We start from the raw sequence: 13,886 nt of genomic DNA on the forward strand, positions 1-13,886 counted from the left end.
GATGGACGAATGCCTAGAATCGTTGTAGTGGATGACGAGGCGATATTCCGGCGGGGACTCCGGGCGATGATCGCTTCGTGGGACTCCGAATGGGAGGTTGTCGGCGACGCGAAGGATGGCTACGAGGCGCTTGAGCTGCTTCAGCAGCTCAAGCCGGACGTGCTGCTGACGGACATTCGGATGCCCAAGATGGACGGTCTCCAACTGCAGACGATCGCAAGGGAACGGTTCCCGAAGCTGCAATGCGTCGTCATCAGCGGATATGAGGACTTCTCGTACCTGCAGCAATCCATGCGCAGCGGCGCCAAGGATTACATCATGAAGCCGGTGGAGCGCGAAGAGCTGACGCGCGTGTTGGATAAGTTGAAGGAGGAGCTGCGTACGAGGGGAGCATCGCCGGCTCCGGAAGCGCCAAAGGACGACCGCCAGCTTCGTCAGCAGGCTTCGGACGGCTTGTCCGCTGGCATCATGCGCGGCAGCTTGCATCAACAGGATCTGGACTTGCTGAGTCAACTGGGCATCGAGCTGTCCGAACCTTATTTCAATTGCCTGGTCATCAAGCTCGACAAAGAATCGGTTGCGCGGGAGCGGTATACGCAATCCGATCCGTCGCTGTTCCAGCTCTACATTCAACAGTTCGTACAGGAAATTCTGGATCACCGCATGCCGGGATTCAGCTTCGTGTTCTCGGAGTCGGAGGTTGCGGCGCTCGTAAACATGCCGGATACGAATATGGATGCTCTTCTGGAACTCGCCGAATCCATCCGAAGACAGATCAAGTCTCTCTCTAATCTGACCGTAACGATCGGCATCGGACGTCCGGTAAAGGGGTTCGAGTCCATGACCGTGCCGTTCCGCGAGGCGGGGATCGCCTTGCTGTACCGTCTCGTCGTGGGAGGAGACAAGGTGATCGATTACCGCAACGCGGCTCAAAATCATCTCCTCAAGGCGGAGGTGAAGAAGTGGTCCTGGGAGTCGTTGGATAAGGCGATCCACGAAGGGCGGCGAGACGAAGCCGAACGATTGGCGGAGCTGACCATTGGCGAGCTGTGCGCCAAAGCGGGGACGCCGGAGCTTGTGCACCAGCAAATATGCAAACTGCTTATCCAGTGCTACGAGCTGTCGGAAGAGCTTGGCCTGACTCGGGATTGGCTTGGCGAAAAGGATATCCGGACGCTGCTCGTCGAGATCTGTTCGATCTCATCCAGCACGGAGCTGATCGAGGTATGCCGGACGCTGCTGGGCAGTTTGACGTCGGGCATCGCGGAAGGAAGCAAGCCGACGGAGCGTGATCCCATCCAACTGGCGGAGAGGTACCTGGAGAAACATTATCACGAGCCGCTGGCGCTTAAGGATCTCGCCGACAAGGTGTTTTTAAATGCGGCCTACTTCAGTACGCTGTACAAGCAACGTACCGGCAAGACGTTCGTCGAGCGGCTGACCGAGCTTCGCGTGGAGGAAGCGAAGCGGCGGCTGGCATCGACGGACGAGAAGATACTCGGCATCGCGGAGATGACGGGTTTCTCGAACATTCGCCACTTCAACCGCGTCTTCAAAAACGAAGCGGGCGTCACGCCCAAGGAGTATCGGGAAGAGGTGCGGAGCAGGCGATAGGCGCGAACTCTCGTCTACTGCGCCGTGTAGCCGCCGTCGATGACAACGGCTTGGCCGGTGATGCCGCGGGCCAGGTCGCTGCCCAGATACCATGCATATTCGGCTACCTCGGCTATATCGATCAGCCGGCGTTGCGGCACGAGAGGCAAGATCGCGCTCTCCAGCGCCGACTCGGGCGTGATGCCGTGCAGCCTCGCTACATCGGCCAACTGGTTGCGAACAAGCATGGTATCCACATAGCCCGGACAAAGCGCATTGACGGTAATGCCGCAGGGAGCTGTCTCCAACGCGACGGCTTTGGTCAGGCCGATGACGCCATGCTTGGCGCTGTTGTAGGCGGCTTTGCCCGCGAAGCCGATCAATCCGTTGATGGACGAAATATTGATAATACGGCCGAAACGTCGCTTCTTCATTCCTGGAACAACTTGTTTGATCAGCATAAACGGAGCGGTTAGCATGATGGCGAGCATTCGTTCGAACGTCGCAGTCGGGAAATCTTCCACCTGGGATACAAATTGCATGCCCGCATTGTTGATCAGAATATCAATGCCGCCCCATGTTTGCTGAACTTGTTCGATAACGTTCGAGATCTCGCTTTCGGATGTTACATCCAGAGGCAAGCCAAGAGCGTGCCATCCGGCTTCGCGCCATTCGGCCGCCGCTTGTTTAACGGCCGGACCGTCACGGTCGGTTAACACAACCCTGGCGCCCGCCTCGGCGAAGCGGCGTCCTATAGCGAGGCCAATGCCGCCGGCCGCTCCCGTAACCAATACGATCCGACTTTGATTATCAGGTCCTTTTTTCAAGAAAAGTCCCCCTCCGATTAATAAGCGTCTATAACGAGATGGTCCGACACCACCAGATGAGGTTCGGTTGCCGCCTGGATATCGTCAACAGAAAAACCAGCCGCCGCTTCGACGAGAACGAGCCCTTGCGGAGTTATATCCATGACGGCGCGATCCGTAATGATGCGATGGACCACGCCCTTTCCGGTAAGCGGAAGCGTGCAACGATGCAGGATTTTAGGTTTGCCGTCCTTATTGACATGATCCATCATGACAACAATCCTCTTGGCTCCATGAACAAGATCCATGGCCCCGCCCATGCCTTTGACTATTTTTCCCGGGATCATCCAGTTTGCCAAATCTCCGGTTTCGGACACTTCCATGCCGCCGAGTATGGCCAGATCGATATGCCCTCCTCGAATCATGCCAAACGATTCGGCGCTGTCGAAAAAAGAGGCGCCCGGCAGGGCTGTCACGGTTTCTTTGCCGGCATTGATCAAATCGGGATCAACCTCTCCTGGCAAGGGGTAAGGACCGATTCCGATAAGCCCGTTCTCGGATTGAAGCGATACACGTTTTCCGTAGGAGATGAGATTGGCTACCAAAGTAGGCATGCCGATGCCCAGGTTGACATAAAATCCATCGGCGATTTCCTTTTCGGCGCGCAGCGCCATCTTGATGCGCGGGTTTGGCATGGTCATAAAGAAGGCCCTCCTTCGGGATGCGACACGGTTAATTTCTCGATCCGCTTCTGCTGTTTGCCAATGATAAGTCCCTGTACATAAATGCCGGGGGTATGCACATGCTCGGGATCCAGGTAGCCGCCGTCCAGCAGCGATTCCGTTTCCGCAATAGTAACATTGCCTGCGGCCGCCATCAACGGATTGAAGTTGCGGGCCGTTCGATTGTAGGCAAGATTGCCTGCCCGATCGGCTATGGCAGAGCGGATCAGGCTGAAGTCCGCAGTCAAGGACTCCTCCAGCAGATAGGCTTTGCCGCCGAACATCCGCTGTTCGCGTCCTTCTTCCAACGGCGTACCGATTCCGGCAGGCGTATAGAAAGCGGGAATGCCTGCTCCGCCTGCCCGGATTTTCTCGGCCAGCGTGCCTTGCGGCAGCAATTGGACTTCCACTTCTCCCGACAAGGCTTGACGCTCGAATTCTTTGTTTTCTCCGACGTAGGAGGCCACGATTCGGGAAATTTGCCGATTGCGCAGCAGAATTCCCAGCCCCCAGTCGTCGACGCCGCAATTGTTCGAGATGACGGTCAGGTTTTTGACGCCGCGCTCGGCAAGAGCTGAGATTAAATTTTCGGGAATGCCGACAAGTCCGAATCCGCCGACCATCAAAGTAGCTCCATCATGAATATCGGCAACGGCCTCTGCAAACGAGGTCCATACTTTCTTCTGCATCATCGTTGTTCAACTCCCCGCTCCAAAATGATGGCAATGCCTTGGCCGCCTCCGACGCATAACGCCGCCATGCCGTAACGAGCTTCCCGGCGAGCCATCTCATGCAGCAGCGTCACGACAATGCGCGCACCGCTGGCGCCGATGGGATGGCCCAGCGCGATTGCGCCGCCGCCCACGTTTAGTCGGCTGTCGTCCAGCCCGAAATGTTTTGCGAATACCAAAGCTTGCGAAGCAAACGCCTCGTTGGCCTCAATTACGTTAATATCGGACATAGAGAGACCGGCTTTAGCCAGTGCTTGTTCCGCGGCCGGAATGGGTCCAAGCCCCATGAAGGCCGGATCTACACCAACAACGGCGCAGGATCGGATGCTGGCTAATGGCGTCAAATTGCGCGCTTCGACTTCCCGGCGGCTCGCTAACACAAGAGCGGCTGCGCCATCGTTGATGCCGGATGCGTTGCCGGCTGTCACCTTTCCGCCCTTAGCAAACGCCGGACGGAGCTTCGACAGGGCATCCATCGTCGTATCGGAACGAATGTATTCGTCATGATTGGCTATGAGAGCGGGGCCCCGGCTCTGGGGTATTTCTATCGGTATGATTTCTTCCCGGAAGCGGCCGGCCGCCACCGCCGATGCGGCCTTCATCTGACTGCGATGCGCGTAACGGTCCAATTCCTCGCGCTCCAGACTATAGGCCTCGCAAATATTTTCCGCGGTTATCCCCATGTGGACATCGTTCTGAGCGCACCATAATCCGTCGACAATCATGCTGTCCTTGATCATCCGGTCGCCCATCGGAAGACCGGAGCGGGAATTTTGCAGCAAGTGGGGGGAGCGGCTCATATTCTCCATGCCGCCTGCAAGGAGAATTCCGCCTTCGCCGCTTCGAATCGAACGATAGGCCAGCTGTACCGCCATCAATCCCGAACCGCACACCTGATTGACCGTTGTAGCGGGCACGCTGACGGAGAGTCCCGCTTTGAGCGCCGCTTGTCTGGCCGGATTCTGACCCAGTCCCGCCTGCAGCACGTTGCCCATAAACACCTCCTGTACGTCGGAAGCGGAAAGACCTGACCGTTCGATTGCCGGAGCAATGACGGCCGCTCCCAGATCGACAGCGCTTATATCTTTGAACTGACCGTTAAATTTGCCAATGGCAGTTCTGACAGCGCTTACAATGATAACTTCCTGTTCTTTCATGCCTAGCCTCACTCTCCCTTATCATTCGCCCTGAACTTCGGCCCTTACGATGGTTTTAATTGTAAAGAAGACTTATTTATATGTAAAATAGATATAATTCATATCTTTAATTACAAAATAGAATAAATGGTGAGGGCGATGGCATATGGATCTTCCATATTTACGTTATTTTATTGAAGTGGCGGAGCAAGGGAGCTTTTCCAGGTCGGCCGAGAGTCTGCATATCTCGCAGCCTGCGTTAAGCAAGGCGATCAAGAATATGGAAGAGGAGCTAGGCGTGGTATTGTTCAACCGCTCGACGCGGCATCTGCAGTTAACGGATGATGGGGATGTTTTTTTACGATACGCTCGGGCGATGCTTGCCATGTCCCGTGATCTGCAGTCGTCACTAAACGAAGGGAAACAATTGAAGAGAGGAAATATTTCGTTTGGGCTGCCGCCCGTTATCGGAGCAAGCTTGTTCCCCGCTATCATTGCTGACTTTCGTCGAACCTACCCACGCGTCCGGCTTCAGCTTCTGGAGGAAGGCGGAAAGGTGGTGGAACAGCAAATTCGGGAGGCGAAGCTGGATCTTGGCGCCGTCGTGCTGCCTGTAGACGAGGCGCTGTTCGACGCCTTTCCTTTGGCCAAGGAACGTCTATCGCTTATCGTACATGCGGACCATCCTCTGGCGAGGGAACGTTTGGTTCGGTTATCGCAGCTTCGGGAGGAGCCGTTTATTTTGTTCAAGGAGGGTTTCTCCTTGTACGACCGCGTTCGGGACGCCTGTATTCGAGAGGGCTTTGAGCCTGATATTGTTTTCGAAAGCTCACAGTGGGATTTTATCGGCGAGATGGTAGGCGCAGGGCTCGGAGTTGCCTTTCTTCCGCCTACCGTGGCTAAGAAACTCGTTACGGAAAACGTGAGCGTTATTGCAGAGACGGACCCGCCAATCGCGTGGGATTTGGCGATCATCTGGAGTCGACAGCATTATTTGTCCCACGCCTCTAGAGCATGGCTGCAGCATATTCGCGAGTGGAACGAAAAAACGGAACGTCGGAAGTCTTAAACTTTAAGATGGAGTGCTCTTGTATCTACATGGACAATTGTTAGTTGGATTGCGGATGAGGCTCATTCGAACATAGGATTGATAAGTAATGTGCATGTGCCATCTAAGTGGCGTCTATGTCTTGTTTTAAACATTGTAACTACAATGAACTTATTGCTTAATTGATATTCTTGGAGGTGCTTCCGTTGAAGGGAGTTGCAATTCTGTGGAAAGACAAGGTGCGCAATGGTTCAATTACGGTTACACATGGGGACATTGAGAGTGGACGTTTCATTTACGGCCAAGGCACTTATGATTCTATTAATCAAACCTTTCAAATGGATGTCGCGAGTAGACTAGAGCTGCAAGTCATCAATGAGAGTATTCAGTTTGGCGCCCACTCGACCATCCTATCGATCAGGACGGATCAGCATGCCTTTAGCTTTTACTTGAGAGACGTGACTAAAGCCTATCCAATCTATATAAAGGAATACGAAGTCATCGTTACGGTACCCGAGAACGCTAGCGACTATGAACAAATCGTCAAGACTATCCATAACCAAGGGTTGCAGACGAATCTTGAACGGCTGGAGGAAGAGCCAGAAGAGAGCTACGAGACGGCGGCGAATGCCACTCGCCCCCTAATCACTCCCGTATGGCTTGGATTGTCTAGAGATATACGTATTTTCGAGTCGGATTATCGGGGGGGCGGCGAAAGCGACATCGATCGTATGTGGGATAACATCCGGCCGCGAAATGCGGGTGAGCGGGTGCACCTGGAGGAGACCAGCGGGACAGCCGTTCAGTACAGCTACTTATTGGGGAGAGGCTTGGGTTGCGAGCATCGGTTGACTCGCAGACTCCATAATGGCATTTTTCCGATCGTTGAGGCTGTCATACAAGATCATGACATTCACTATGAGAATACAGCATTCGTTTCCTTTGAGAGAAGCCCATTATCGGTGTCGACCCTTAAGGGGACTCCTTATTTAAAGGCAGATCAGTATGGTGTGGGATATATGTTTACGCCGGAGCAGCGTGCGGAATATGAAGGGCTTATAGAATTAGAGCCGCCTTCGGAAGAGGAGGCTGTCTATTATTCGAGGACCGTTGCAACGAATCAGGCACGCGTTCCAAGGTATGCGTGGTTCAAAAATCCATTTGTGGTTAATATCGAGCGAACGTTTGATGGCGAGGCTGGGCTTGGCATGTTTAGCTCTGACCGTGTATTTGTTGTATCCAAGATCAATGGCCGTCCGATGCCGCAGGAGGAAGTGGCCATATTGCTAAGTCCAGGCGAATCGGCGGTCTACGAATTTTATATCCCGCATCAGCCCATTAGTCGCAGCCGGGCCATACAGCTTGGATTACAGGACTTTACGATAAAACATCGGGAATGTGTCGATTTCTGGGCAGCCAAGCTGCAGAATACGATGGAGATTAAGCTCCCGGAGCGGCGGATTCAAGAGATGATGCAGGCGGGATTTATGCATCTGGATCTGATTAGCTATGGATTGGAGCCGGAGGGGCCCTTAGTGCCGATGATTGGCGTATATACGGGAATAGGGTCCGAAAGCTCGCCTATCATTCAATATTTGGATTCCATTGGGGCACATACGAATGCGGAACGGGCGCTTCAATTTTTTCTGGACAAGCAGCACGAAAGTGGTTTCATTCAAAATTTTGGCGGCTATATGCTGGAGACGGGTGCTGCACTTTGGAGTATGGGCGAGCATTACCGCTATACCAGGGATGAAGCATGGGTGGATAAAATAAAGCCGAAGCTCATCAAAGCGTATCATTTTCTGATGGATTGGCGTAAGCGGAATCTGCGCGAGGAACTGAGGGGAAGGGGCTATGGGATGCTGGAAGGGAAAACAGCGGATCCCGAGGATCACTTCCGTTCTTATATGCTTAATGGCTTTGCTTTTGTAGGCTTAAAGCGGTTAGCCGAGATGCTGTTATTGAGCGATAAGGCGCTGTCCCAGCAAATTCTTGAGGATGCCGATGCAATGAAGCAGGACATCCGTGTATCGTTGAAGGAGGCCATAGCCCGATCGCCGGTTATTCCGCTTGGCGATGGGAGCTGGATCCCGACATGTCCGCCTTGGGCGGAGTATACGGGACCGCTGGCGTTGTATGCAGACGGAGGGAGCTGGGGCACGCATGGATCTATTGCTGCCCGAGACTCCTTGCTAGGACCGTTATATCTGGTCATTCAGGAAGTGCTTGAGCCCGATGAACAGGAGACGTCATTTCTATTGCAGTTCCATAATGAATTATTTTGTTTACGCAATGTGGCATTAAGTCAGCCTTATTATAGCATTCACCCATGGATCCATCTTAAGCGTGGAGAGACGAAGGCGTTTCTCAAGACATTTTATAATGGCTTGGCTTGTTTGGCTGATCGGGAAATCTATACTTTCTGGGAGCACTTTTGGCATGCGAGTCCGCATAAGACTCACGAAGAAGGATGGTTTCTTATGCAGTGCCGGTGGATGCTCTATATGGAGGAGGGACAGAGCCTAAAGCTGCTTCCGGGTATTCCGAGGGCATGGATGGAGCATGGGAAGACGATCTCCCTGCATCAAGCTGCCAGTTATTTTGGGCAATTCTCCATGGTGATCGAATCCAATATCCAAAACGGCAGTATGACGGCTACGATTGAGTTTTATTCCGAACGACTTCCTGAAACGGTTGAAATACGTTTGCCGCATCCGCAAGGGAAGCAGGCATGGCGTGCGAGCAACGGCAGCTATAATCCGGATAGGGAATCAGTTGTCATTGCGGTATCGGGTTCGATTACACAGGTTATACTTGAATTCTAGTGTCCATTCTGGTGTCCCTTCCTCTCTTGGAGGAGGGGACCTTTGCTTTATTTGCGGCTATCTTCGCTTTCGCTTTTAAGATAGACAATTGTTCGTTCAACATGGACAATCATTAGCTGTGATGACAGATCAAAGAGCGAGGCATGAAATACAGATGATTTGTTCATGCAAGCTCTAAGCAGCGTTCATGTTCGAATGGAAGCGTTTTATTTATACTTTGATTACAGACAAAATAAAAGCAAGCGTGGTGAATTTCTATTGGCAAAACTTATACAAATGATGGACCGAAGCAGCGGCGTACTGCGAAATCCGAAAAATCGATTGCTGAAGGAGATTATTAGACATAAGTACTTCTATATTCTTTTGGCCCCTGTTGTGATCTACTTTGCTGTATTTGCTTATGCTCCTATGTACGGGGCCGTTCTTGCCTTTAAGGATTTTAATTACGCCAAAGGGATTATGGGCAGTCCCTGGAACAACTTCGAGAATTTCAGGGCCGTTCTGGGCAATCCCGATTTTATTGGAGCTTTCCGAAACACGGTCTTAATCAGTTTGGGTCGACTGGTCATCGAATTCCCGGTTCCCATTATTCTGGCCTTGTTGCTGAATGAAATATCCAAAAGCAAGCTGAAACGGATTTTCCAAACCGTGTTTACTTTTCCGCATTTCATAAGCTGGGTTGTCTTAAGCGGTATTATTATCGGTATCTTCAGTGATCAAGGTTTATGGAATCAACTCCTTGTTACATTTGGATTGGAGAAAAAATCAGTATTAACCGATCCTAACAGCTTTACAGCGATGATATTCCTCTCAAGTATATGGAAGGAGGCCGGGTGGTCATCCATTTTGTATTTGGCGACAATCGCTAGTATAAACCCCGAGCTGTATGAGGCAGCCTCCATAGACGGCGCGAACAGGTTCCAGCAGATGAAGGCGATTACGTGGCCGGTTGTAAAGACGACAGCGGCGATCCTGCTCATCCTGGCCGTGGGGAATCTAATGAACGGCGGATTCGATCAGATCTTTAATCTCTATAACCCTATCGTTTATAGCCATGTGGATATTATAGATACCTTTGTTTATCGAAGCGCCTTCCTGGATTCGACCGGATTCGGATTTTCAACGACGGTGGGAGTGTTGAAGTCAGTCATAAATTTTGCCTTTTTGTTTGGAGCTAATTATATCGTTAAGGTCGTTTGGAAAGAGGAGGGATTGTAGGTGAAGCGCAGATTTAGTGTCATTGATGTATCCATTACCCTATTCCTCGGACTCGGCGCTGTTCTTGCTTTATTTCCTTTTTACCAGACGCTTATGTTATCCTTTTCCACCATTAGCGATTTTGGAGGCGGCAAGGTATTTCTATTGCCGAAGCAGTTTGATCTATCTTCTTATAAGTACTTGTTTATGGAAGGCAAAGTGACGAGAGGGCTGTTTATATCGGTCATTGTAACGGTACTGGGAACTGCGGTGAGCTTGATCGTTACGACGACAGGGGCCTATGCATTATCCAAAAAAACATTGCCAGGGAGAAACTTTGTCTTTAATGCGATCATTGTTACGATGTTTTTCTCAGGCGGACTAATCCCTACGTATTTGCTTCTTCAAAAGCTTCACATGCAAAATAATTTGCTAGTCATGATTCTTCCCGTAGCTGTTAACGCTTTTAACCTAATTCTTATGAAAAACTTTTTTAATGGCATCTCGCCTGAGCTGGAAGAGTCCGCCAAGATGGACGGCGCGAATGACATCTTGATTTTAATGCGAATTGTGGTCCCGGTGTCATTGCCCATTATTTTTACAATGATGTTGTTCTACGCAGTTGAACGCTGGAATGAGTGGTGGCTGCCTATGCTGTTCCTCAATGATTCGAAGCTGTATCCCCTTCAGCTTGTGTTAAGAAATGCGATTGCCAATGTCAATCAAATCCTTAATAATACGGCAGGAGCACAGCTTGCGGCAGGTATTAAAAATATCTATGGAGACTCTGTTAAATCCGCGATGATCATTATTTCTGCCGTACCTATTATCGTGGTGTACCCATTTATCCAGAAGTACTTCGCCTCTGGCATCATGATCGGTTCTATCAAAGGTTAATACTAGCGAAAGCTATTATTATACAAGATTATAAGAAAATAAAAGGGAGGATCCACAATGAAAAGGCAGGTTATAAAATCGTCTGTATTGCTAAGCTTGTTGTTAGTCCTAGTGGTTTCGGCTTGTAGTAATAACGGAAACCAACCGGCGGCATCAACGGCCCCGACAACCAGCAACAATGAGTCTGGTGAAACTGCAGCTCCCACGTCAGATCCCAATGCGGAAAAGATAGAGCTTACCGTTTCAACCTGGAATATTCAAGAAGGCTTTGACGATCCAGGCGCAAAAAACGACACAATTGCGAACAACATGCAGGAAAAGTTTAATTTGACGCTTAAACCGGTTCAGGTAACCTGGGATGATTGGACTGAGAAGTATAAAATTTGGGCCACTTCCAATCAGTTGCCTGATATGTTCGTCAATAATTTGGTAACGGATGACCCCGGTCTTTATGTGACGTGGGCGGAGCAAGGTATTATAAAACCGCTTCCCGAGGATATGAGCAAATACCCAAATCTGGCCAAGATCTTGGAACTTCCTTCTGTACAGCCGTTGAAATTAGACGGGAAATATTACATGATTCCAAGGCTGACCTATGATAACTCAGATGATTGGGTGTTGGACAGACCCATTAGATATCGCAAGGATTGGGCTGCCGAGGCGGGATATACATCCGATCCCAAGAGCTTCGACGAATTTGTGGCTATGACCAAGGCCGTATTGGCCAAACATCCTAACGCTGTAGGTTTGGCTGTAAATAACAATCAGACTTTACTTACCCACTTCCTTGGCAGCTACCCTGAGATGGCCAATATTAAATCTTGGGTGAAAGAAGACAACAGGTGGATACCTTCTTATGTCTCATCGAAGGTGAATCAAGGCGTGCAAGAGCTTAGATCTTTATATGAGCAAGGAATTCTGGATAAGGATTTTGCGATTCAGAAGGTTGGAGACGGTCCGAATAAGTTCTTGAACGGGCAGGCATTCGCCGTATATGGAGGCCCTACCAGCCTTGATCTGTTGAATCAGTTCGAGAAAGCGAACCCGGGAGTGACCGCGGCAGATGGAATCGGTCTTATGTCCATGTGGCCGGCAGCAGACGGAAAAAAATATACGTTTGCGGAAACGCCATACTGGTCGGAAATGTTCTTTAGAGCCGATCTGGATGACGTCAAATTCGACCGCGCCCTGCAACTGATTGATTATATGGCCTCCGAGGAGTTTGCCGTGCTTGTTAAAAACGGCATTGAAGGCGTAGATTACAAGATGGAAGGCGGAAAGGCGGTCTCATTGCTTACTCAGGACGAATCTCTGGCACAGAAATATCCGATTATCAGCGTCATTTCCTACCTGGGAGCATGGAATCAAGGCTTTATCTATTCCGGCAAACAAACGGTAAATACGAATCCTACGATGGCTGCATACGAGCAATTGCAAATCGATACGTTTAACAAATTAAAGGCAGAGGGTACGCCAATCCCTATCAACTTTGATGTCCTGCTACTATCCACTCCTGCCAAAGACGCCATTGGCGGATTAACGGCTACGGCTATGGATGATCTGTACAAGGTCATTTTGGGCAAAGAAGATGCAGTTACGATGTGGCAGAATGCGGTTAAAAGTTATGATGCCAAGGGGCTTCAAGAAGCCATTGCCGAGGTAAACGCTAAGGCAGCGGAGCTAGGGATCAACTAAGATGAAGGGGATGCGGTCGAGATCATAATGCTGCATCCCCCTTTTTATAAGAAGGAGAATCATCATGCGTATAGGTGTCATTGGATACGGTCTTAGAATTCAGAACATCGTGGAATATTTACTTGCATCCAACGAGGAGGTTAAGCTGACAGCCATTACGGATATTAACTGGAGCAAGGTGAGTGCGCAGCTAGCCGCCAAAGGGAGAGACATTGCAGACATAGCGATGTATACGGATGCGGATGAGATGCTGGACAAGGAGCAACTGGATGGCGTATTAATCGGAACGAGATGCTCCCTGCACACGGTAATGGCGAAGAAAGTATTGCAGCGTAATTTGCCCCTGTACCTGGAGAAGCCCGTAGCCACAACGATGGTGGATCTGCTTTCGCTCAAAGAAGCCGCCGAACGCTCTGCGAGCGAGGTCATTGTTTCCTTCCCATTAAGAAATACGGCACTTGTAAGAACGGCGAAAGAAATCGTGGATTCAGGCAAGCTAGGAACGATCGAGCATGTGCAGGCGATCAATAATGTGCCCTATGGCGGCGTCTACTTCCATGATTGGTATAGAGACGAGAAGGAAACGGGAGGGTTGTTTCTCCAGAAGTCTACGCACGACTTTGACTATATCAACCACCTGCTCGGCATTAAGCCGGTCGCGATTTGCGCGATGAAATCCAAGCAGATCTTTAAGGGCAAGAAGCCTGCGGGGTTATATTGCAAAGACTGCGAGGAATACAAGAGCTGTCCGGAAAGCCCTTATGTGCTTAAGCATATCAAGTCCGAGCCAGATATGTACATTCAGGGGGAGATGTGCTCATTCGCCACGGACACGGGCAATGAGGATTCTGGCAGTGCGATCATTCAGTATGAAACCGGCATGCATGTGAGCTATTCTCAGAACTTTTTTGCTAGAAAAGGCGCAGAAGCAAGAGGAGCCAGACTGCTGGGCTACAAGGGTACATTAGAATTTGATTTCTATACGGAAGCGATAAAAGTCTATATGCATAATACGCCCAGGGTCGAAACGTATCAATTGGACTCCTCGCAGATGTCCCATGGGGGTGGTGATGCCATTCTTGTCCATAACTTTATCCAGGTAATGAAAGGAGAAGAGAAGTCGGGAACCCCGTTAAATGATGGTCTCCTAAGCGCCTTAATGTGTTTGAAAGCGACCCATTCATCAGAAACACATACCTTTAAGACAATAGCATGGGAATAACTATTGGGAGG

11 protein-coding genes are annotated in these 13,886 nt (G+C 50.5%); 7 read left to right on the forward strand and 4 right to left on the reverse strand.

All coding sequences use genetic code 11. From position 1 onward, the window contains the following. Positions 1-9 precede the first annotated feature (9 nt). Positions 10-1,614 carry a response regulator gene (locus B1748_RS30965; RefSeq protein WP_087571828.1) on the forward strand — a complete coding sequence of 535 codons (1,605 nt, stop codon included), beginning with the start codon at positions 10-12 and terminating at the stop codon, positions 1,612-1,614. A 14-nt stretch (positions 1,615-1,628) separates the two neighbouring features. Here B1748_RS30965 and B1748_RS30970 read toward each other — a convergent pair whose 3' ends face one another. The 4 genes from B1748_RS30970 to B1748_RS30985 are packed head-to-tail and all read right to left on the reverse strand — an operon-like array spanning position 1,629 to position 5,009. Then, complete coding sequence (locus B1748_RS30970; protein WP_087571829.1) at positions 1,629-2,420, reverse strand: 3-hydroxybutyrate dehydrogenase; 792 nt, start codon at positions 2,418-2,420, stop codon at positions 1,629-1,631. Between the two features lie 17 nt (positions 2,421-2,437). Beyond that, entirely contained in the window at positions 2,438-3,100 is a 663-nt protein-coding gene (locus tag B1748_RS30975; RefSeq protein WP_373271315.1) for a 3-oxoacid CoA-transferase subunit B, read from the reverse strand. Then, positions 3,097-3,813, reverse strand: a complete 717-nt coding sequence (locus B1748_RS30980; protein ID WP_256976052.1) for a CoA transferase subunit A — start codon at positions 3,811-3,813, stop codon at positions 3,097-3,099. Before B1748_RS30980 ends, B1748_RS30975 begins: the two co-directional genes overlap by 4 nt. Further along, positions 3,810-5,009 (reverse strand): acetyl-CoA C-acetyltransferase, encoded by a 1,200-nt coding sequence (locus B1748_RS30985; protein WP_087571830.1) that lies wholly within the window; start codon positions 5,007-5,009, stop codon positions 3,810-3,812. The genes B1748_RS30980 and B1748_RS30985 overlap by 4 nt, the downstream gene beginning before the upstream one ends. Before the next feature lie 145 nt (positions 5,010-5,154). Between B1748_RS30985 and B1748_RS30990 the strand changes: the two genes are divergently transcribed. From B1748_RS30990 to B1748_RS31015, 6 genes are all read left to right on the forward strand, one after another. Further along, a complete protein-coding gene (locus B1748_RS30990) occupies positions 5,155-6,057 on the forward strand; it encodes a LysR family transcriptional regulator (protein ID WP_087571831.1) in 903 nt (300 codons plus the stop codon). Positions 6,058-6,242: 185 nt separating this feature from the next. After that, positions 6,243-8,864: a glucosidase family protein gene (locus B1748_RS30995; protein ID WP_087571832.1), complete on the forward strand. Its 2,622-nt coding sequence runs from the start codon at positions 6,243-6,245 to the stop codon at positions 8,862-8,864. A 258-nt stretch (positions 8,865-9,122) separates the two neighbouring features. Next, positions 9,123-10,082, forward strand: a complete 960-nt coding sequence (locus B1748_RS31000) for an ABC transporter permease (RefSeq protein WP_256976053.1) — start codon at positions 9,123-9,125, stop codon at positions 10,080-10,082. Continuing rightward, complete coding sequence (locus B1748_RS31005; protein ID WP_087571833.1) at positions 10,083-10,958, forward strand: carbohydrate ABC transporter permease; 876 nt, start codon at positions 10,083-10,085, stop codon at positions 10,956-10,958. It abuts the gene before it with no gap. A gap of 57 nt (positions 10,959-11,015) precedes the next feature. Next, complete coding sequence (locus tag B1748_RS31010) at positions 11,016-12,653, forward strand: type 2 periplasmic-binding domain-containing protein (RefSeq protein WP_087571834.1); 1,638 nt, start codon at positions 11,016-11,018, stop codon at positions 12,651-12,653. Positions 12,654-12,717: 64 nt separating this feature from the next. After that, entirely contained in the window at positions 12,718-13,875 is a 1,158-nt protein-coding gene (locus tag B1748_RS31015; protein ID WP_087571835.1) for a Gfo/Idh/MocA family protein, read from the forward strand. Positions 13,876-13,886 lie beyond the last annotated feature (11 nt).

This window comes from Paenibacillus sp. MY03, assembly GCF_002165585.1.
Classification (GTDB): Bacteria; Bacillota; Bacilli; order Paenibacillales; family Paenibacillaceae; genus Pristimantibacillus; species Pristimantibacillus agaridevorans.